This is a genomic window from Pseudomonas sp. 21, assembly GCF_000955805.1.
Classification (GTDB): domain Bacteria; phylum Pseudomonadota; class Gammaproteobacteria; order Pseudomonadales; family Pseudomonadaceae; genus Pseudomonas.
In genome coordinates, this window is sequence record NZ_JYOA01000001.1 from 71,372 (window position 1) to 91,497 (window position 20,126).

15 protein-coding genes are annotated in these 20,126 nt (G+C 66.5%); 7 read left to right on the forward strand and 8 right to left on the reverse strand.

Annotation, left to right across the window (positions count from 1 at the left end; all coding sequences use genetic code 11):
* Nucleotides 1-246 precede the first annotated feature (246 nt).
* Complete coding sequence (locus UB43_RS00315) at nucleotides 247-810, reverse strand: TetR/AcrR family transcriptional regulator (protein ID WP_045207286.1); 564 nt, start codon at nucleotides 808-810, stop codon at nucleotides 247-249.
* Nucleotides 811-982: 172 nt separating this feature from the next.
* On the opposite strand from UB43_RS00315, the gene UB43_RS00320 reads away from it, so the two are divergent.
* The 3 genes from UB43_RS00320 to UB43_RS00330 are packed head-to-tail and all read left to right on the forward strand — an operon-like array spanning nucleotide 983 to nucleotide 6,708.
* Nucleotides 983-2,134: a MexC family multidrug efflux RND transporter periplasmic adaptor subunit gene (locus UB43_RS00320; RefSeq protein ID WP_045207288.1), complete on the forward strand. Its 1,152-nt coding sequence runs from the start codon at nucleotides 983-985 to the stop codon at nucleotides 2,132-2,134.
* A gap of 27 nt (nucleotides 2,135-2,161) precedes the next feature.
* Nucleotides 2,162-5,293: an efflux RND transporter permease subunit gene (locus UB43_RS00325; RefSeq protein WP_045207289.1), complete on the forward strand. Its 3,132-nt coding sequence runs from the start codon at nucleotides 2,162-2,164 to the stop codon at nucleotides 5,291-5,293.
* Nucleotides 5,294-5,298: 5 nt separating this feature from the next.
* Nucleotides 5,299-6,708 (forward strand): efflux transporter outer membrane subunit, encoded by a 1,410-nt coding sequence (locus tag UB43_RS00330; protein ID WP_371319000.1) that lies wholly within the window; start codon nucleotides 5,299-5,301, stop codon nucleotides 6,706-6,708.
* A gap of 169 nt (nucleotides 6,709-6,877) precedes the next feature.
* Here UB43_RS00330 and UB43_RS00335 read toward each other — a convergent pair whose 3' ends face one another.
* Entirely contained in the window at nucleotides 6,878-7,186 is a 309-nt protein-coding gene (locus UB43_RS00335; RefSeq protein ID WP_045207292.1) for an NIPSNAP family protein, read from the reverse strand.
* 303 nt (nucleotides 7,187-7,489) lie between these two features.
* Here UB43_RS00335 and UB43_RS00340 point away from each other — a divergent pair, with 303 nt between their 5' ends.
* Nucleotides 7,490-8,182: an MgtC/SapB family protein gene (locus UB43_RS00340; RefSeq protein WP_024765777.1), complete on the forward strand. Its 693-nt coding sequence runs from the start codon at nucleotides 7,490-7,492 to the stop codon at nucleotides 8,180-8,182.
* 55 nt (nucleotides 8,183-8,237) lie between these two features.
* Here UB43_RS00340 and UB43_RS00345 read toward each other — a convergent pair whose 3' ends face one another.
* Complete coding sequence (locus tag UB43_RS00345) at nucleotides 8,238-8,582, reverse strand: cupin domain-containing protein (protein WP_037014773.1); 345 nt, start codon at nucleotides 8,580-8,582, stop codon at nucleotides 8,238-8,240.
* Between the two features lie 243 nt (nucleotides 8,583-8,825).
* Between UB43_RS00345 and UB43_RS00350 the strand changes: the two genes are divergently transcribed.
* Nucleotides 8,826-10,181: an OprD family porin gene (locus UB43_RS00350; protein ID WP_156160311.1), complete on the forward strand. Its 1,356-nt coding sequence runs from the start codon at nucleotides 8,826-8,828 to the stop codon at nucleotides 10,179-10,181.
* Nucleotides 10,182-10,442: 261 nt separating this feature from the next.
* Here the strand turns inward: UB43_RS00350 and UB43_RS00355 are convergent, their stop codons facing one another.
* The 5 genes from UB43_RS00355 to UB43_RS00380 form a co-directional block, all read right to left on the reverse strand.
* A complete protein-coding gene (locus tag UB43_RS00355; protein ID WP_045207296.1) occupies nucleotides 10,443-10,988 on the reverse strand; it encodes a hypothetical protein in 546 nt (181 codons plus the stop codon).
* Nucleotides 10,989-11,049: 61 nt separating this feature from the next.
* Nucleotides 11,050-11,460: a hypothetical protein gene (locus tag UB43_RS00360; protein WP_045207297.1), complete on the reverse strand. Its 411-nt coding sequence runs from the start codon at nucleotides 11,458-11,460 to the stop codon at nucleotides 11,050-11,052.
* 382 nt (nucleotides 11,461-11,842) lie between these two features.
* On the reverse strand, nucleotides 11,843-14,983 hold the full coding sequence (locus UB43_RS00365; protein WP_045207298.1) for a CusA/CzcA family heavy metal efflux RND transporter: 3,141 nt from the start codon (nucleotides 14,981-14,983) through the stop codon (nucleotides 11,843-11,845).
* Nucleotides 14,984-14,995: 12 nt separating this feature from the next.
* Nucleotides 14,996-16,246 carry an efflux RND transporter periplasmic adaptor subunit gene (locus UB43_RS00370; protein WP_045207299.1) on the reverse strand — a complete coding sequence of 417 codons (1,251 nt, stop codon included), beginning with the start codon at nucleotides 16,244-16,246 and terminating at the stop codon, nucleotides 14,996-14,998.
* A 171-nt stretch (nucleotides 16,247-16,417) separates the two neighbouring features.
* Nucleotides 16,418-17,569 (reverse strand): TolC family protein, encoded by a 1,152-nt coding sequence (locus UB43_RS00380; RefSeq protein WP_045207303.1) that lies wholly within the window; start codon nucleotides 17,567-17,569, stop codon nucleotides 16,418-16,420.
* Nucleotides 17,570-18,067: 498 nt separating this feature from the next.
* Here UB43_RS00380 and UB43_RS00385 point away from each other — a divergent pair, with 498 nt between their 5' ends.
* Together UB43_RS00385 and UB43_RS00390 are read left to right on the forward strand one after the other, a co-directional pair.
* Entirely contained in the window at nucleotides 18,068-18,742 is a 675-nt protein-coding gene (locus UB43_RS00385; protein WP_045207307.1) for a heavy metal response regulator transcription factor, read from the forward strand.
* Complete coding sequence (locus UB43_RS00390; protein WP_045207309.1) at nucleotides 18,739-20,124, forward strand: heavy metal sensor histidine kinase; 1,386 nt, start codon at nucleotides 18,739-18,741, stop codon at nucleotides 20,122-20,124. The genes UB43_RS00385 and UB43_RS00390 overlap by 4 nt, the downstream gene beginning before the upstream one ends.
* Nucleotides 20,125-20,126: the final 2 nt, after the last annotated feature.

Consider the following 20,126-nt stretch of genomic DNA (forward strand, 5'->3'; position numbering starts at 1 on the left):
TTGCGTGCAATGGGTGCGAGCGCAGGAGACAGGCTGAAAAACCCGATATAGCCGACCTGCTGACTCAGTCGGCCACCATAAGAGCCACCTAATACCTAGAAATATAAGAATGGTCCGGGAGAGCGCCGGAAAGGTCAGGGGAAAGTTCTCCGGGACTACAGACAATTCTTTTCAGTGAGCTCCGAACGGGCTGGCATAGACACAATCCGCCAAAGAAAGTGGCTTTTCCTTCAGTGCAGTGCGGACTCAGGCCTGGGTCTTGACCTGCGCACCATGGAGAAACAACTGCTCCAGCACCTGCGCGGAACTGGAGCTGGCCGCGCGGCCGTAGCGCTCGGCATCGACCATGCCGTAGAGCATGGAGAGGAAGAGTTCGGTGAACACCGCGGCAGTGATGTCGATGCGGAACCTGCCGCTCTGCTGGCCGCGCAGGAAGAAAGCATCCACTGCTTCGGTGTAGTAGCTCCAGCGCTCGGTCGTCGCCTGCATGTCGAGGTTCTCGGCGCGGTACTGGAACAGCAGGAAGTTCAGCATGTCGCGGTGCTTGAGGTGTTCGGCGATCAGTTGGCGCAGTGCTTCCAATGGCTCGGCACGCTGCAGCTCGGCGGCTTCAAGGATCTGCCGGATCACCACATGACCATAGTCCTCGAGCATTTCCATCAACCCGTCACGGGTGCCGCAGAAGCGGTGCAGCGTCGCCTTGCTCACCCCCGCCGATTCCGCCAGCTCCTTCAGCGTCGCCCGAGGGCGGTCGACGATGGCGACGGCCAGCGCCTTGAGCAGACGTTCATCGTGGGCGGAGAGAGTCATTCGGGGGCCTCGTGTCAGGTGACGGATCGTCTCATTGTGCAGAAAAAGGCCTCTCTTTTGAAAGGTCATGACACATTTTATACACCACAGAAGCAAATGAGACTTTATTGACTCATTTTGAATTTGAAAGGATCATACGCACCTTTCCAGGTAGACAGATCCCGGGTGAAACATGGGCAGGTTGCGTGCAGTAGGGACAATCAGTGCGTTGGTGGCAGCATTGGCGCTGGCGGGTTGCGGACAATCCGGCGAGCCGCAGGCCGCCGCGGAGGCGGCGCGCCCGGTGGATGTGGTGGCAGTCGCGACCGAACCCCTCACCCTGACCTCGGAGTTGCCGGGGCGCATCGAGCCGATGCGCGTCGCCGAGGTGCGGGCGCGGGTGGCGGGCATCGTGGTGCAGAAGCGCTTCGAGGAAGGCGCCGACGTCAAGGCCGGCGACCTGCTGTTCCAGATCGACCCGGCGCCGCTCAAGGCTGCCGTGTCCCGCGCCGAAGGCGAACTGGCACGCGCCCAGGCGGCGCAGCAGGAAGCCCAGGCACGGGTGAAGCGCTACGAGCCGCTGGTGAAGATCGAAGCGGTCAGCCAGCAGGACTTCGACACCGCCACCGCCGACCTGCGCAGCGCCCAGGCGTCGGTGCGCTCCGCCCAGGCGGACCTGGAAACCGCGCGCCTGAACCTGGGCTATGCCTCGGTCAAGGCGCCGATCTCCGGGCGTATCGGCCGCGCGTTGGTGACCGAGGGCGCACTGGTCGGCCAGGGTGACGCCACCTTAATGGCGCGCATCCAGCAGCTCGACCCGATCTACGCCGACTTCACCCAGCCGGTGGCCGATGCCCTGCGCCTGCGTGAAGCGCTGAAGAGCGGCAACCTCCCCGCCGGCCAGAGCCAGGCCCTGAGCCTGCGCGTCGAAGGCACTCCGTACGAGCGCCAGGGCGAACTGCTGTTCACCGACATCTCGGTGGACCGCGGCACCGGCCAGGTCTCGCTGCGCGGCAAGTTCGACAACGCCGACGGCCTGCTGCTGCCGGGCATGTACGTGCGCGTCACCGCCCCGCAGGGCACCGACGCCAAGGCCATTCTGGTGCCGCAACGCGCCGTGCAGCGCGCCACCGACGGCACCGCCCACGTGCTGGTGATCGGCGCCGAGAACCGTGTCGAGACGCGCCAGGTACAGACCGGCGCCATGCAGGGCTCGCGCTGGCAGATCAGCCAGGGCCTGGCCAGCGGCGACCAGGTCATCGTCGGCGGCCTCACCGGCCTGCAGCCGGGCGCCAAGGTCGAGGCCCGTCACGCCCCGGAGCAACAGCAGGCGGCACGTCAGTAAGGCGAGCATCGCCGCGAGGAATTCCCCATGTCACTGTTCTTCATCAAGCGCCCCAACTTCGCGTGGGTGGTGGCGCTGTTCATTTCCCTGGCCGGCCTGCTGGCCATCCCGCTGCTGCCGGTGGCCCAGTACCCCAGCGTGGCGCCGCCGCAGATCACCGTCACCGCCACCTACCCCGGCGCCTCGGCGCAGGTGCTGGTGGACTCGGTCACCAGCGTGATCGAGGAGGAGCTCAACGGCGCCAAGGGCCTGCTCTACTTCGAGTCCACCAGCAACTCCAACGGCATGGCCGAAGTGGTGGTCACCTTCCAGCCCGGCACCAATCCCGAGCTGGCCCAGGTGGACGTGCAGAACCGCCTGAAGAAGGCCGAGGCGCGCATGCCCCAGGCCGTGCTCACACAAGGGCTGGAGGTCGAGCAGACCAGTGCCGGCTTCCTGCTGATCTACGCGCTGAACTACAAGGAAGGCTCCCAGCGCACCGATACCACCGCCCTGGGCGACTACGCCGCGCGCAACATCAACAACGAGCTGCGCCGCGTACAAGGCGTCGGCAAGCTGCAGTTCTTCTCCTCCGAAGCCGCCATGCGCGTGTGGATCGACCCGCAGAAGCTGGTCGGCTACGGCCTGTCCATCGATGACGTGGGCAACGCCATTCGCGGGCAGAACGTGCAGGTGCCGGCCGGCAGCTTCGGCGCCTCCCCCGGCAGCACCGAGCAGGAACTGACCGCCACCCTCGCCGTGAAGGGCACCCTGGACGACCCGGCGGAGTTCGGCCGCATCGTCCTGCGCGCCAACCCGGACGGCTCCACCGTGAAGCTGGCCGACGTGGCGCGCCTGGAGGTGGGCAGCGAGAGCTACAACTTCACCGCGCGCCTGGACGGCAAGCCCACCGTGGCCGGCGCCATCCAGCTCTCGCCCGGCGCCAACGCCCTGCAGACCGCCGCGCTGGTCAAGGAACGCCTGGCCGAGCTGTCGGTGAACTTCCCCGACGACGTCGAGTACTCGGTGCCCTACGACACCTCGCGCTTCGTCGACGTGGCCATCGAGAAGGTCATCCACACCCTGCTCGAAGCCATGGTGCTGGTGTTCCTGGTGATGTTCCTGTTCCTGCAGAACGTGCGCTACACGCTGATCCCGGCCATCGTGGTGCCGGTGTGCCTGCTCGGCACGCTGACGGCGATGTACCTGCTGGGCTTCTCGGTGAACATGATGACCATGTTCGGCATGGTGCTGGCCATCGGCATCCTGGTGGACGACGCCATCGTGGTGGTGGAGAACGTCGAGCGGATCATGGCCGAGGAAGGCCTCTCCCCGCCTGCCGCCACGGTCAAGGCGATGGGCCAGGTGTCCGGCGCGATCATCGGCATTACCCTGGTGCTCTCGGCGGTGTTCATGCCGCTGGCGTTCATGGCCGGTTCGGTGGGGGTGATCTACCAGCAGTTCTCCCTGTCGCTGGCGGTGTCGATCCTGTTCTCCGGCTTCCTCGCCCTGACCTTCACCCCGGCGCTGTGCGCCACGCTGCTCAAGCCGATCCCGGCGGGCCACCACGAGAAGCGCGGTTTCTTCGGCGCCTTCAACCGGGGTTTCAACCGCCTGACCGAGCGCTACACCCTGCTCAACACGGCGCTGGTGAAACGCGCCGGGCGCTACATGCTGATCTACGCCGGCATCGTCGCCCTGCTCGGCTACAGCTACCTGCGCCTGCCGGAATCCTTCGTGCCGGTGGAAGACCAGGGCTACATGATCGTCGACATCCAGCTGCCGCCGGGCGCCACCCGTGCGCGCGCGGACGTCACCGGCCAGGAGCTGGAGCAGTTCCTCAAGTCCCGCGAGGCCGTGGCCTCATCCTTCCTGGTGATGGGCTTCAGCTTCTCCGGCATGGGCGAGAACGCCGCGCTGGCCTTCCCGACCCTGAAAGACTGGTCCGTGCGTGACAAGTCGCAGTCAGCCGAAGCGGAAACCGCCGCGGTGAACGAGCGCTTCGCCGGCATCAGCGACGGCGCGATCATGGCCGTGACCCCGCCGCCGATCGATGGCCTGGGCAACTCCGGCGGCTTCTCGCTGCGCCTGCAGGACCGCGCCGGCCTCGGCCGCGAGGCACTGCTGGCAGCCCGTGACCAGTTGCTCGGCCAGGCCAACGGCAACCCGAAGATCCTCTACGCCATGATGGAAGGCCTCGCCGAGGCCCCCCAGCTGCGCCTGGAGATCGACCGCGAGAAGGCGCGCACCCTGGGCGTCAGCTTCGAGTCCATCAGCAGCGCACTGTCCACTGCCTTCGGCTCCTCGGTGATCAACGACTTCGCCAACGCTGGCCGCCAGCAACGCGTGGTGGTACAGGCCGAACAAGGCGACCGGATGACCCCGGAGGCCGTGCTCAAGCTCTACGTGCCCAATACCAGCGGCGAACTGGTGCCGCTGTCCGCCTTCGTCAGCACCCGCTGGGAAGAAGGCCCGGTGCAGCTGGCGCGCTACAACGGCTACCCGTCGATCCGCATTTCCGGCGACGCCGCCTCCGGCGTCAGCACCGGCGAGGCCATGGCTGAAATGCAGCGTCTGGTGAGCGAACTGCCGGCCGGCATCGGCTACGAATGGACCGGCCTTTCCTACCAGGAGAAGGTCGCCAGCGGCCAGGCCAGCCAGCTGTTCGCCCTGGCCATCCTCGTAGTGTTCCTGCTGCTGGTGGCGCTCTACGAGAGCTGGGCGATCCCGCTGTCGGTGATGCTCATCGTGCCCATCGGCGCGCTGGGCGCGGTGCTGGCGGTGACGGTCACCGGGCTGCCCAACGACGTCTACTTCAAGGTCGGCCTGATCACCATCATCGGCCTGGCGGCGAAGAACGCGATCCTCATCGTCGAGTTCGCCAAGGAGCTCTGGGAACAGGGCCACAGCCTGCGCGACGCCGCGATCCAGGCCGCGCGCCTGCGTTTCCGCCCGATCATCATGACCTCCATGGCCTTCATCCTCGGCGTGGTGCCACTGGTGGTCGCCAGCGGCGCCGGCGCCGCCAGCCAGCGTGCCATCGGCACCGGGGTGATCGGCGGGATGCTCAGCGCCACCCTGCTGGGGGTGATCTTCGTGCCCATCTGCTTCGTCTGGCTGCTGTCACTGCTGCGGCGCCAGCCCAAACCTGCGCAACAAGCTTCGGAGGTCGCGCAATGAGCGCCCTGCATAAACCCGCCTGCGCCTTGCTGCTGGCGTTGACCCTGGCCGGCTGCTCGATGGCGCCTACCTACGAACGCCCCGAAGCGCCAGTGGCGCCGAGCTGGAGCGGCCCCGCCGCCCAGCCCGGCACGGCGGCCAGCAACCTGGACTGGCAGACCTTCATCGTCGACAGCGAACTGCGCAATCTGGTGGGCGTCGCCCTGGACAACAACCGCTCGCTGCGCCAGACCCTGCTGGACATCGAACAGGCCCGCGCGCAGTACCGCATCCAGCGCGCCGACCGCGTGCCGGGGCTGAACGCCGCGGCCAACGGCAATCGCCAGCGGCTGCCGGGCGATCTGTCCAACACCGGCAGCTCGGCGGTCAGCAGCAGCTACCAGGTCGGCCTGGCGCTGCCCGAGTACGAGCTGGACCTGTTCGGCCGGGTGAAGAGCCTGACCGACGCCGCGCTGGAGCAATACCTCTCCACCGAGGAAGCCGCCCGCAGTGCGCGCATCGCGCTGATCGCCGAGGTCAGCCAGGCCTATCTCACCTACGACGGTGCGCAGCGCCGCCTGCAGCTGACCGAGCAGACCCTGGCCAGCCGCGAGGATTCGCTCAGCCTGATCGGCCAGCGGCGCACCGCCGGCGCGGCGACGGCGCTGGACTATCAGGAAGCGCTCGGACTGGTGGAACAGTCCCGCGCCGAACTGGAAAGCAACGCCCGGCAGAAGCAGCAGGCGCTCAATGCCCTGGTGCTGCTGCTCGGCACATCCGATGCGGCCAGGCGCATCCCGCAGGTGCCGCAGGACAAGCCGATGCTGATCCAGGACATCGCGCCCGGCACCCCGTCGGAGCTGATCGAGCGGCGCCCGGACATCCTCGCCGCCGAGCACGTGCTCAAGGCGCGCAACGCCGACATCGGCGCGGCCCGCGCGGCGTTCTTCCCGCGTATCAGCCTGACCGGCAGCTTCGGTACCTCCAGTGCGGAAATGTCCGGGTTGTTCGACGGCGGCTCGCGTTCGTGGAGTTTCGTGCCGACCCTGTCGCTGCCGATCTTCGACGCGGGGCGCAACAGCGCCAACCTCGACCTGGCCAAGGTGCGCAAGGACTCGGCGGTGGCCGCCTACGAAGGCACCATCCAGACGGCATTCCGGGAAGTGGCCGACGCGCTCGCGGCGACCGACACTCTGCGCCGCGAGGAAGCGGCGCGCCGCGCCCTGGCCAACACCACCAACGAGACGCTGAAGCTGGCCAAGGCGCGCTACGAAGGCGGCGTCGACAGCCACCTGCGCTACCTCGACGCGCAGCGCAGCAACTTCGTCAACGAGTCGGCCTACATCGAGACCAGCACCCAGCGGCAGATCGCGCTGGTGGACCTGTTCCGCGCCCTCGGCGGCGGCTGGAATGGGGAGGCGGCGGCGCAGCATTGATGCACAGTTCCCCTGCCAATGGAGGGCGATCGCGGACGGAACTCTCTCCTACGTGACCCATTCACCCTGTAGGAGCGCGCCATGCGCGCGAATCGCGGGCATGGCCCGCTCCTACAGGGTGATCCTCCGGCAAGGCCGGCGCATGACGGACCGCTATTTCGCAGACTGATCAGCCGCCGAACACCGGCCGGAAGAAACTCCGCTCGTAGCTGAGGATGCAGCGGGTTTCTTCCGCATAACGGAACGCGGCCTGGCATTCGGCATCGTCCATCGACTGCTGCCGGTAGCGTTCGTAGTCGGCCAGGCTGGGGAAGGTGAACATCGCCAGGGCAATATTGTTCGCGCCCTCGGAGGGCAGGAAGTAGCCGTGGTGCTGGCCGCCGAAGCGTTCCACCAGCGGGATCCACAACCGGCCGTAGTGTTCGAATTCCTTGAGCTTGTACGGGTCCAGCACGTAGCGCAGGTAACAGGTGACCATCTTGCCAACTCTCTTCCGGTGAAAGGGAGCGGCCACTGTACCTAGTTCTCGCGGGAACGCCTAAACGGCCTCCCCGGCATATGGCTCTTCGTAGGAGCGAGCTTGCTCGCGAACAGACCTCCCGGCGACCTCGTAGTCAAGCGGTTCGCGAGCAAGCTCGCTCCTACAGGTCACAGCCCACCTGCGACATGTCAGCCCGTATCGTTTGCCAGCCCGTTAGACTGGACGCACCTCCATAATCACCAGGGGCACGATGCTCCTTTCCACGGGCGCCGGCGCAAGGCCGGCGCGGAGCACAACGGCATGTACTTCGACATCATCCTCGACCTCTTCGCAGCGCTCTGCTTCGGCGCGCTGATCGGCATGGAGCGCCAGTGGCGCCAGCGCTTCACCGGGGTCGCCACCCACGGGCTGGTCTCCCTCGGCGCCGCTACCTTCGCCACCCTGCCCTTCCTCATGGGCGCGGAGGACCAGGTGGTGCGCATGTCCGCCCAGGTGGTCACCGGCATCGGCTTCCTCGGCGCCGGCGTGATCATGCGCGATGGCCTCAGCGTGCGCGGCCTGAGTACCGCGGCGACGGTCTGGTGCACCGGCGCGGTGGGCGTGCTGGCGGGCAGCGGCTTCCTCGCGGCGGCTCTGGTCGCAACTCTTCTGATCGTGCTGTGCAACCTGACGCTGCCCTCGGTGACACGCTGGATCCAGCGTCACGCGCCGATAGAACCGAGCAGCGAGCGCTACTACACGGTCGAGGCCGTCACCGAGGCCCACCAGGAGGCGCTGGTGCGCTCCACCCTGCTGCGCCGCCTGAGCGCCAACGGCCTGGCCCTGCAAAGCCTGGAAAGCCACGCGCGCAAGACCGGCGGCGAAGTGGAAGTGGCCGCGCTGGTATTGGCCCCCAGCGACAAGGACAGCCTGCTGGAAGCCCTGGTCGGCGAGCTGGCACTGGCGCCCTATGTGTCAGCGGCGAGCTGGTCGGTCAGCGACGGCCCGCAGTGAGCCGTCCACTACGCAAAAAGGGAGCCTGTCGGCTCCCTTTTTCATGCTCGCGCGGTCAGGCGAAGACGAAGTACTTGCGCACCGTCTCCACCACTTCCCAGGTGCCCTTCATGCCCGGCTCGATGACGAAGACATCGCCGGCGCGCAAATGGATCGGCTGCTCGCCCTCGGGAGTGATGACGCAATAGCCGTCGAGGAAATGGCAGTACTCCCACTTCTCGTAGTTCACCTGGAACTTGCCGGGGGTGCAGATCCAGGTGCCCATGATCTTGCTGCCGTCCGCCGACAGGTAGGCGTTGAGGTTGACGGTGTGCGGGTCGCCGCCGATGCGCTGCCACTTGGTGGCGTCCAGCACTGGCGTCGGGCAGGTGTCGCGCAGGACGGTGATGAAGTCGGACATGTCAGCTCCAGATCGTTTCGGTGAGGGTTCGCCACCCTAGGCATCGACCGCCCGCAGCGATTGCCTGGTTCCGACATCGGCTTGCCTGCCAGCGCTGCCCCGCCGCTGCCTGACAGATTTGTCATCCGCCGCTCACCGCGCCGTTATCCGTGCTCCCACACGATGCCCGTGGCCCTCGCCACGCCTGGGCGAAAACAACAACAGCAGGCGGTAACCGACCATCCTGCCCTTGGGAGCACATCCATGCATCACACGTATCGACAGTACCGACGCAAATTCCCGCTGGCGGCTTCGCTGCTGGCACTGGGGGTCGCTTCGCCGACCGCCTTCGCCGAGGCGACAACCGAAGGGAAGCCAGAAGGTTTCATCGAAGGCGCCAGCCTGGAAATCCTCAACCGCAACCTCTACTTCAACCGCGACGCCCGCCATGGCCAGTCCGTACCGCCGCGCGGCAACGGCTACTCGGAAGTCTGGGCGCACGGGATCATCGGCAAGTTCGAATCCGGCTTCACCCAGGGCACGCTCGGCGTCGGTGTTGACGCCTTCGCCATGCTCGGCTTCCAGCTCGACACCGGCGACGGCCGCAACGGCGCCGGCAGCTCGGTGGACGTGCTGCCCACCGACAACAACGGCCGCACCGAGAGCGACTACGCCAAGGCCGGCGGCGCCGCCAAGGTGCGCCTGTGGGACACGGTGCTGAAGGCCGGCGACGTGTTCCCGGAGACCCCCGTGGTGCACTACGGCGACTCGCGCCTGCTGCCCGAATCCTTCCGCGGCTTCACCCTGCAGAACACCAGCCTCGAAGGCCTGACCCTGCAGGGTGGCCGCCTGCACGCCATGAGCCAGCCGCAATCGCGGCAGATGGACGACGGCTTCGCCACCTTCTACGCCGGCCCGGTGGATTCGGCCTGGCTCGCGTACGGCGGCGGCGACTACGCCATCAACGACCACGCCAGCGTCAGCCTCTACAGCAGCCGCCTGAAGGACGCCTGGAACCAGTACTACTTCGGCACCGCGCTGAATTTCCCGCTCAGCGAGGCGGTGGAGCTGTTCGGCGGCTTCAACTACTACAAGTCGCAGGACGAGGGCCGCGAGCTGCTCGGCGAGTTCAACACCAACATCTGGAGCGCCAGCGCCGGCGTGCACTTCGGCGCCCACCGCATCGCCGTCAGCCACCAGCGCAACAACGGCAACAACGACTTCGACTACCTGCGCCAGGCCGACTCGATCTACCTCGACAACTCCATCCAGTACAGCGACTTCAACTCGCCGAAGGAGCGCTCCTGGATGGTCCGCTACGACCTCGACATGGCCACCTACGGCGTGCCCGGCCTGAGCTTCATGACCCGCTACGCACGCGGTACCGACGCCGACTACTCCAATGCCAACGCCGTGTACATGCGCCGCGACGACAACGGCGACCCGCTGACCGACCAGAAGCGCTGGGAGCGCGACATCGAGGCCAAGTACGTGTTCCAGGAAGGCCAGCTCAAGGACCTGTCGCTGCGCGTACGCCAGGCAACGACCCGCGCCACCGCCTTCGAATCGGACCTGGACGAAGTGCGGCTGATCATCGAATACCCGCTGGCCGTGCTGTAAGGCCGGCGCCTGGCAGGCGGATGACGGAATTGTCAGCTACGCCTCAGCCTGCCGTTAGGCGCCCCTGGGTATAACGGAAGGCATCACCGCCCCCCAAGGCCTCTGGTGATGATTTCCCCCGCAAGACTGCTCCACTTCCTGGCGCTCCACGTGCCCCTTTGGAGGAAGAGGAACCCTCGGCGCCCGATTGGGCGCCTTTTTTTCCCCGCGACAAACCGGCAACCGGCTCCGCCTTTCAACGCGGCAGAAGGCGCGCCCGGATCAGAACAGCAGGCCCTTGTAGTGCCCTTCGTTGTAGATGGCATCGGCGAGCCCCTGCGCACTTGCGTCGTTCCACTGGATTCCCATGACCCACGGATCGTTGTAGGGCCAGAACCGCAACTGCGACTTGTAAACCACGCGCTTGAGCGTCACATCGACAGCAGCGATGCGGTACTGACCTTCGACGTAGAAGTTCGACATGCCCATTACCTTTCCGCCGCTGGGGGTAATGACCAGCACCAATTGCGCACCGAACTCCTTGGCCTTGGCCAGGTGGGAATCCGGATCAAGCTCAAGACCGTTGGAGTTCGCGTACTTGACCTGGTATCCGGCCCATTCGAGCTTGCGGGTCAGGCTCTTCTCCAGCAGCGTGTTGAACTCCGGCTGGGTACTACCCACCAGCGACATGACATAGATGCTCTTTGACGCCGAGGTGTATCCCTCCGCGATATTGGACTTGGAAACAGCGGTCGGCTGGTTGACGCAGCCCCCGATCGCGGACAGCGTGACCAGCAGGAGCAATCCCCCGAAAATCTTCTTGAGCATGAACGGCAAACCTTCTCGTTGTTGTTGGTTCGACAGCAGAGGGCGCCCCGGCGCCCGGCGGTCACGTTGCGCTATTGGCGCGAATGACTTTGTTGGCGTCGTAGGACGTGCGGTACAGCACGTAGAGCGCGAGGATCGGAACCAGCGCGATGACGGTCCTGAAGAGCGCATAGCCCACCGAGGAAAGCCGCTTGTTGAGCAGGAAGATGAACACCAGCATGGCGAGCCAGAAGAGCGGCACGAGGAAAAACACGGCAAGCAACAACAGCGGTACGCCGCCGGCCATCTGAAAGATCAGCGACGGCACGAAACTGGCGAGAAAGGCCGCGTAGAACGAATACTGCATGCGCTTCTTGAGTTTCAGAATCTCGGCAGTGGACTCCGTTACGACCAACTTGGCGGCAGGGGGCGCATATACATCACGGATATCGATCTCTGCGATATCCCCGATCTCGATATTCTGGTCTCTCATCCAGGCATCCTTGGCAGCATTCAACTGATGGGTGATTCAGGAGCGGGCTGACGCGCAGGGCAGCCTGTCGGACCCAATCCCAGGCAACCGCCCACGCGAAAAGCCAGGCTTCCTGAAGCCTGTATCCGATTTCTTACAGGGGGTGGCATGGTGCCACTTGGTTTGGACGGCGCAAGTGACCCTTGCGCCAATCTGGGCGACAGTTCTACCGCCTTACGGACACCACAACGCGAACGCCCAACCACGTAGGCCGGATAACCTTCGAGGTTATCCGCCGCTTCAGCGTGATCACCGGCTCGCTCCAGGCACCGCTGAAGACTTCGGGCCAACCGGCGTATGACCGTGAACGTCATACGCTCTATGGGCACCTGGAACTCCCCGCTCAGGAGTCCTCGTCGCGCCGATGCATCCACCGATACAACGCCGGCAGCACCAGCAGCGTCAGCGTGGTCGAGGACAGGATGCCGCCGATCACCACCGTCGCCAGTGGCCGCTGCACCTCTGCGCCGGTACCGGTGGCCAGGGCCATGGGCACGAAGCCCAGGGACGCCACCAGCGCGGTCATCAGTACCGGGCGCAGGCGGGTCAGCGCGCCCTCGCGGATCGCCGCGTCGAGGCCACGCCCCTCCTCCCGCAGGCTGCGGATGAAGGAGATCATCACCAGGCCGTTGAGCACCGCCACGCCGGACAGCGCGATGAAACCGACGCCCGCGGAGATGGACAGCGGAATATCCCGCAGCCACAGCGCGACCACGCCGCCGGTGAGGGCGAAGGGAATCCCGGTGAACACCACCAACCCGTCGCGGACGTTGTTGAACATCATCAGCAGCAGGGTGAACACCAGCAGCAGCGCCACCGGCACCACGATCTGCAAGCGTTGCGCCGCCGACTGCAGTTGCTCGAACTGGCCGCCCCAGGTCGTCCAGTAACCGGCCTGCAACTTCACCTGCTGCTCGATCTTGCCGCTGGCCTCGGCGACGAACGAGCCGATATCCCGCCCGCGCACGTTGGCGCTGACGACCACCAGGCGCTTGCCGTTCTCGCGGCTGACCTGGTTCGGCCCCTGCACCAGTTCCAGGCGTGCCACTTCGCCCAGGGTGATGAAGCCGATGCGCGAGTCCGTGGCGTTGGCCGGGGCCGGCACCGGGATGAGCATGCGCGACAGGGCATCGATATCGCTGCGCAGGTTTTCCGGCAGGCGCACGATCAGGTCGAAGCGGCGGTCGCCCTCGAACAGCGTGCCCGCCTCGCGGCCACCGATGGCCACGGCGACGTTGTCCTGGATGTCACCGACATTCAGCCCGTAGCGCGCTGCGCGCTGGCGGTCGATGTTGACGGTGAGGACCGGCAGGCCGCTGGTCTGCTCGACTTTCACCTCGGACGAACCCTGCACCTGGCGCAATACGCCGGCAATCTGCTCGGCAGTCTGGTTCAGCACGTCCATGTCGTCGCCGAAAACCTTCACCGCCACGTCGCTGCGTACTCCGGAAATCAGCTCGTTGAAGCGCAGCTGGATGGGCTGAGACAGTTCATAGGCGCTGCCCGGCACGCCGTTGGCGGCTTCCTGGATTTCCGCCTCCAGTTGCGCGCGGCTCTTCTTCGGGTCGGGCCACTGCTCCTTGGGCTTGAGCATCACGTAGGCGTCGGAGATGTTCGGCGGCATCGGGTCGGAGGCGATCTCGGCGGTGCCGGTGCGGCTGAACATGCGCTGCACTTCGGGCACCTTGTCGAGCACCTGGCGCTCGAGCTTTTCCTGCATGGCCACCGATTGCGACAGGCTGGTCCCTGGCGTGCGCAGCGCTTGCAGGGCGAAGTCGCCCTCGCCCAGGCTGGGCACGAACTCGCTGCCCATGCCCCTGGCCAGCAGCCCCGAGAGCAGCACCAGCACGGCAGCGCCGGCGAACACCAGCGCGCGGCGCGCCATCACCCAGTCCAGCACCGGCTCGTAGGCGCGGCGCGCACTGCGCATCAGCAGGTTTTCCTCTTCCTTGACCTTGCCGGTGATGAACAGCGCGATGGCCGCCGGCACGAAGGTCACCGAGAGGATCATCGCACCCAGCAGCGCCAGCACCACGGTGAAGGCCATGGGGTGGAACATTTTGCCCTCGACGCCGGTGAGGGCGAAGATCGGCAGGTACACCACCATGATGATCAGTTGCCCGTAGATCAGCGCGCGGCGCGCTTCCTTCGACGCGGCGAAGACTTCGTGCAGGCGCTCGCTGCGGGTCAGCAGGCGGCCGTGGTGCTGCTGCGCATGGGCCAGGCGGCGGATGGCATTTTCGACTATCACCACGGCGCCGTCGACGATGATGCCGAAGTCCAGCGCGCCGAGGCTCATCAGGTTGGCGCTGATGCGGTTGCTGAACATGCCGGTGAAGGTGAACAACATGGCCAGCGGAATCACCATGGCGGTGATCAGCGCCGCGCGGATATTGCCCAGGAACAGGAAGAGTACCGCCACCACCAGGATCGCCCCCTCGGTGAGGTTGCGCTTGACCGTGGCGATGGCCTTGTCCACCAGTTGCGTGCGGTCGTAGACGGTCACCGCCCTGACCCCGGCCGGCAGCGTGCGGTTGATCTCGTCCAGCTTCGCCGCGGCGGCCTTGGCGACGGTGCGGCTGTTCTCGCCGATCAGCATGAACACCGTGCCGAGCACCACTTCGCGGCCATCCTCGGTGGCGGCTCCGGTGCGCAGCTCGCGGCCGAGATCGACCTCGGCGACACTGCGCAGGCGGATCGGCGTGCCGTCGACATTGGCCACCACGATGTTGGCGATGTCCTCCAGGCTGCCCACCTGCCCCGGCGCGCGCACCAGCAGCTGCTCGCCGTTGCGTTCGATGTAGCCGGCGCCGACGTTGGCGTTGTTGCGCTCCAGCGCGGCGATCACGTCCGCCAGGGTCAGCCGGTAGGCCGCCAGCCGGCGGGTATCCGGGGCAACCTGGAACTGCTTGGCGAAGCCGCCGATGGTGTTCACCTCGGCCACGCCCGGCACGTTGCGCAATTGCGGCTTGATCACCCAGTCCTGGATCACCCGCAGGTCGGTCGGCGTGTACTCGCTGCCATCCTCCTTGCGCGCGCCCGGCTCGGCCTCGATGGTCCACAGGAAGATTTCCCCGAGGCCGGTGGAGATCGGCCCCATGGCCGATTCGACGCCCTCGGGCAGCTGCTCGCGAGCCTGCTGCAGGCGTTCGTTGACCAGCTGGCGGGCGAAGAACAGGTCAGTGCCGTCCTTGAAGATCACCGTCACCTGGGACAGCCCCGAGCGCGAGATCGAGCGCGTCTGCTGCAGGCCCGGCAGCCCCGCCATGGCGGTCTCCACCGGGTAGGTGACGCGCTGCTCGGTCTCCAGCGGGGTGAAGCCCGGCGCCGAGGTGTTCACCTGCACCTGCACGTTGGTGATGTCGGGTACCGCGTCGATGGGCAGTTTCTGGTAGCTGGCGATACCCAGGCCGGCCATGCCGAGAACGGCGAGCAGCACGAGATAGCGTTGCTCGATGGCGAAACGAATGATGCGTTCGAACATGCTTTCGCTCCGTCAGTGCGCGTGGGACGCCGAGCCCTTGCCCAGCTCCGACTTGAGAATGAAGCTGCCTTCGGTCGCCACCTGGTCACCGGCGACCAGGCCGGCCAGCACCTCGACCTGCCCGGCGCTGCGCGCGCCGAGATCGACCGGGCGCGGGTCGAAACCTTCGGCGCTGCGCACGAAGACGCTGGGCTTGCCCTCCACCTCCTGGATCGCCTGTTCCGGCACCGCGACCGGCACCTGGCGCGCACGGCTGCTCACCCGCACGTTGACGAACAGGCCAGGGCGCCACGCGCCATCGGGATTGGCCAGGGTGACGCGGGCCACCGCGCTGCGGGTCTGCTCGCCGAGCAGGTTGCCGACATAGCTGACGCGGCCGTCGACCTGCATCCCGAGGTCCGCCGCTTCCACCCGCGCCGGCTTGCCCACCTGCACCCGCGACAGGTCCTGCGGCGCCACGCTGAAGCTGGCCCAGACCCGCGACAGGTCGGACAGCGTGAAGGCCGCCGTGGTCTCGCTGACCACCTCGCCGGGCACCAGGTGCTTCTCTACCACCACGCCGTCGAAAGGCGCGCGCAGCTCATAGCGATTACCCCCGGCGCTGGCCGACACACCGCTCAGCGCGTTGGTCTTCTGCTGTGCGTTGGCCAGGGCGATGCGCGCTTCCTCCAGGTCCTGGCGCGCCTGCAGGTAGTCCTGCTCGGCGGAAATCTTCTCCTGCCACAGCTCGCGCTCGCGTTCGAAGGTCTTGCTCGCCAGGCTCGCCCGGCGCTGGGCGGCGGCCAGTTCGCTGCGCAGTTCGGAGACTTGCTGGCTGGCGATCACCGCCAGTAGCTCACCCTTCTTCACGCTCTGCCCGAGGTCGACCTTCACCGACTCCACCACACCCGGCGTGCGTGGTACGACGTGGGCGGTGCGGTCCTGGTCGAAGCCGATCTCGCCCGGCAGGCTGAACGCTTCGTCCAGCCCCTTCGGCCCGGCGGTGGCCAGTTGGATGCCGGCCGCCTCGATCTGCGCCGGGCTCAGGTGCAGGCCTTGCTCTTCGGTTTCGGTTTCCTTGGCGGCGTGATGCTCAGTGTCGGCATGGCTGGCCGCTTCGGCATGGCGGGTCGGCGTCGCGCTGTTGTGGTGCTCGCCGTCCGCATGGGTCGCGTCGTCGAGGTGGCCGCCGCCGGCTTGCTCGCTGCCCATCCAGGCGTAGGCGCTGACGCCCAGCGCGGAGGCCAGCAGAACGGCAGCGGCGAGAGGGGTTTTCTTGATCATGGAAGCTCCAGGAAAGGTCCGGTGGTGCCGCGCCGTGACGCAGGCACCGCAGGGTGATGGAGGGTGCTGAAGAGGTCGTGGACGCACCAGTGCACCGGCAGGCTCACGGTCGGCGCGGCGGAGGACGGCGTCAGGCTCGCGAGCAGCAGGCCGAGCCAGGCGCGGCGGCGCTTAGCGGGCCGCGCCAACATCGCCGTAGATCCTTTCGATCCGCCCCCAGGCGTCGCTGACCTGGGCCAGCGCGCGCAGGTACTGGTCGCGGGCGGTAATCAGGGTGCGCTGGGCGTCGAGCACTTCGAGGAAGCCGAACTTGCCCATCTCGAAGCCGCGCGTGGCACTTTCCACGGCCGTCTGGGCGCTGGGCAGGATGGTCTGGCGGAAGGTATTCACCTCGCCCTGGGCGGTGCTCCACTGCTGCAGCGCCTGCTGGGTTTCCTGGCGCAGGCGCAGCTCGGTGGCATTGCGCAGGTCGCGGGCCTGATCGGCGCGGCGCGATTCGGCGAGGATGTTGCCCTGGTTGCGGTCGAACAGCGGCAACGGCAGGCTGAAACCGATCACCGCGATGCGGTCGCGGTTGCCGGCGTCGATGGCCTCCTGGGTGCCCAGGCTGACGTCGAGGTCGGGAATGCGCTGGGTCTTTGCCAGCCGCAACGCGGCCTCGCCCTGCTCGATGAGGGTCTGTGCCAGACGCATTTCCGCGCTGTCGGCCAGGCGATCGAGCAGTTGATTGCTGCCGGGCAGGCTGGGCAAGGGTTCGACGCTGTCGCTGCGCACGCCGCTGAAATCCGGCAGCGCCAACCCCATCAGCGCGGCCAGCGCCTGGTTGGCGTCGGCTCGCTCGCGGCGGGCGCGGTCCTGCTCCAGGCGCACCTCGGCCAGTTGTACCTGCGCGCGGTTGGCTTCCAGCGGCGCTGCCTTGCCGGCGCGCACGCGTCCCTCGGCCGCAGTCACGCCGCGTTGCGCCAATTCCACCGACTGCTGCGCAAGGCGCTCCCGTTCCTGGGCGCGCAAGGACGTGTAGAAAGCCGCGATCACTTCGCCACGCAACTGGTTGCGCCGCGCCTGCAGGCTCAGTGCCGCAACAGCCTGGCCGCGCTCGGCCAGCTCCACCCGCGCGCCGCGCTTGCCGCCCAGCTCCAGCGGCTGGCTGATGCCGATTGTGGCGGTGCGATTGCGCGAGTCGGTGCCCTCCTGCTCCCAGGACAGCGTCGGGTTGCGCAACAGGCCGGCCTGTTCGCGCAATCCCTGGGCGATGCCGATTTCCCGGCCGCTGGCAGCCAGCTCGGGGTTGCCGCTGGCGGCGGCCTGCAGCGCATCCTCCATGCCGATCTCACGGGCCTGCGCCCAGGTTGGCAACTGCCAGAGCAGCAGCGCCAGCAGCGTTGCCCTGGCGGCGAATGCAGAACGTCTTGAAAACACGGCGGACCTCGCACGGTGGAGTCAACTTCGACGGCATCCCGTCATTTCCACCGGCGAATCTAGAAGTTCCTCTCTAGCGACAAGGTGACTGGATAATTACAAACATGTAATTGGCCATCCGCCGACTTCCCGTTGTATGTATTTAAAAAGGCACCGCGCCTCTTCCGGGTAACTTCAGGAAACAATTCGCCTCACTCCGAACAAACTGATGTTCTTCTGAAATCCCTTGCAGACCAACAACCTACAGAACTTTCATTGCTCCACCCCCAGTCAGAAATGCGACATCGCCACGGTTGACCCTGAAGTCGCTACTGCTTCTAGACTGCGCGCCTTTCTCGTTGGCGGCATGAACTTCCCTGCGCCTGCGGCACCCCTCTTCACGTCATTACCGGGTAACTATCCATGAAAATCCTGCTCATCGAGGACGACCACAAGACGGCCGATTATCTGCAACAGGGGCTGAGCGAAAGCGGCTATGTCGTCGACCGCGCCGACAACGGCGTCGACGGCCTGCACCTGGCCCGGCAGTGCGCCTACGACCTGGTCATCCTCGATGTGAACCTGCCGCAGATGGACGGCTGGGACGTGCTCGCCAGCCTGCGCCAGCACAGCGACATCCGCGTGATGATGCTCACCGCCCGCGGCCGCCTCACCGAGCGGGTGAAAGGCTTCGACCTGGGTGCCGACGACTACCTGCTCAAGCCCTTCGAATTCCCCGAACTGCTGGCCCGCGTGCGCTCGCTGATGCGCCGCAGCGAACGCATCGACCAGCCGCAAGTGCTGGAGATCGGCGGGCTGGAACTGGACCCCGGCCGCCATCGCGCCTACCGCGACAGCCAGCGCATCGACCTGACCAGCAAGGAGTTCGCCCTGCTGCACCTGCTGATGAGCCGCAGCGGCGAAGTGCTGTCGCGCACGCAGATCATCTCGCTGGTCTGGGACATGAACTTCGACTGCGACACCAACGTGGTGGAAGTCACCATTCGCCGTTTGCGCGCCAAGATCGACGATCCCTTCGCCGAAAAGCTGATCCACACCCTGCGCGGGGTCGGCTACGTGCTGGAGTCCCGCGCATGAAACCGGCCAGCCTGTCGCTGCGCATCGGCCTGTGGGTCGGCCTGCTGGGTTCGGTGCTGATGGCCTTGCTGCTTACCCTCGCCTACCTCGCCCTCGATCATCAGCTGGACCAGCGCGCCCACCGCGAACTGGAGGACAAGCTCGGCCAGCTGCGCCACGCACTGGAGGCCGACCCCGGCCTCGCCGCCCTGCCGCTGCGCGGCCATGCCCTGCAGGACCAGTTGATGGGACACGATAATCTCAGCGCCGCGCTGCTCGATGAGCAACGCGGACGGCCGGCGCAATTCAGCAGCGGCCCGAATACCGATCTGCCGAAACTCGACGAGTTCGCCGGCAGCGGCCGTGCCTTCGGCTGGACCTCGGCGGACGGCCGCCGACTGCTCACCGAGCGCAGCCTGATCCGCCTGCGCGACGGCAATACCTTGCGAGTATTCCTGACCCTGGATCGGCGTGACGACGACGCCCTGCTCGGCGCCTTCCTGCGCTCGGCCTGGCTGGCCGTGCCAGCGCTGCTGCTGCTGATCGCCCTCGGCGCGCGCCTGGTGGCCAAGCGCGGCCTGCAACCCTTGCGGCAGTTCGGCCAGGTGGCCTCGCTGATCACCACCCAGGATCTCAGTCACCGCATTCCCGTGCAGGACCTGCCACGGGAACTGGGCAAGGCCGCGCGGGCGCTGAACCTGATGTTGCACCGGCTGGATGGCGGCGTGCAGCAGCTCACGCAGTTCTCCGACGACATCGCCCACGAGCTGCGCTCGCCCATCGGCAACCTGCTGGGCAAGGCTCAGGTTACGCTGTCGCGGCCACGGCAAAAGGAAGAGTACGAAGCGGTGCTGGCGGCGAGTACCGAGGAGCTGGAACGGGTTGGCCGGATCGTCAGCGACATGTTGTTCCTTGCCCAGGTCAGCCATCCGCGCGCGCTGTTGCCGCAGGAGCCAGTGCGGCTGGAAGAGGAAGCGGCGAAGGTCGCCGAGCTGTTCGATTTCAGCGCCGAGGAGAAGTCTCTGCGCATCGTCATCGAAGGTCGCGGGCTGGTGGTGGGCGACCGGCTGATGATCCAGCGCGCCATTTCCAACCTGTTGTCCAACGCCATCCGCCACACGCCCGAGGGCGAGAGCATCAGCGTGCAGGTGCGGGACGATGGCGAAGCCGTGACGCTACAGGTGCAGAACCCCGGCGCAGGCATTGCCGCCGAGCACCTGGAGCACCTGTTCGAGCGCTTCTACCGGGTGGACAAGGGCCGCTCGCGGGCACAGGGCGGCACCGGCCTGGGGCTGGCCATCGTGCGTTCGATCATGGAGCTGCACCTGGGCCTGGCCAGCGCACAGAGTTCGGAGGAAGGGCCGACGCGCTTCCTCCTGACGTTTCCTTCGCCAGCCGACTGAAC

Excerpts from the sequence above, each read along its gene's own strand:
- UB43_RS00315 (WP_045207286.1), bottom strand. The coding sequence starts at position 810 with ATGACTCTCTCCGCCCACGATGAACGTCTGCTCAAGGCGCTGGCCGTC.
- UB43_RS00320 (WP_045207288.1), top strand. The coding sequence starts at position 983 with ATGGGCAGGTTGCGTGCAGTAGGGACAATCAGTGCGTTGGTGGCAGCA.
- UB43_RS00325 (WP_045207289.1), top strand. The coding sequence starts at position 2,162 with ATGTCACTGTTCTTCATCAAGCGCCCCAACTTCGCGTGGGTGGTGGCG.
- UB43_RS00335 (WP_045207292.1), bottom strand. The coding sequence starts at position 7,186 with ATGGTCACCTGTTACCTGCGCTACGTGCTGGACCCGTACAAGCTCAAG.
- UB43_RS00340 (WP_024765777.1), top strand. The coding sequence starts at position 7,490 with ATGTACTTCGACATCATCCTCGACCTCTTCGCAGCGCTCTGCTTCGGC.
- UB43_RS00345 (WP_037014773.1), bottom strand. The coding sequence starts at position 8,582 with ATGTCCGACTTCATCACCGTCCTGCGCGACACCTGCCCGACGCCAGTG.
- UB43_RS00350 (WP_156160311.1), top strand. The coding sequence starts at position 8,826 with ATGCATCACACGTATCGACAGTACCGACGCAAATTCCCGCTGGCGGCT.
- UB43_RS00355 (WP_045207296.1), bottom strand. The coding sequence starts at position 10,988 with ATGCTCAAGAAGATTTTCGGGGGATTGCTCCTGCTGGTCACGCTGTCC.
- UB43_RS00360 (WP_045207297.1), bottom strand. The coding sequence starts at position 11,460 with ATGAGAGACCAGAATATCGAGATCGGGGATATCGCAGAGATCGATATC.
- UB43_RS00365 (WP_045207298.1), bottom strand. The coding sequence starts at position 14,983 with ATGTTCGAACGCATCATTCGTTTCGCCATCGAGCAACGCTATCTCGTG.
- UB43_RS00370 (WP_045207299.1), bottom strand. The coding sequence starts at position 16,246 with ATGATCAAGAAAACCCCTCTCGCCGCTGCCGTTCTGCTGGCCTCCGCG.
- UB43_RS00380 (WP_045207303.1), bottom strand. The coding sequence starts at position 17,569 with ATGGAGGATGCGCTGCAGGCCGCCGCCAGCGGCAACCCCGAGCTGGCT.
- UB43_RS00385 (WP_045207307.1), top strand. The coding sequence starts at position 18,068 with ATGAAAATCCTGCTCATCGAGGACGACCACAAGACGGCCGATTATCTG.
- UB43_RS00390 (WP_045207309.1), top strand. The coding sequence starts at position 18,739 with ATGAAACCGGCCAGCCTGTCGCTGCGCATCGGCCTGTGGGTCGGCCTG.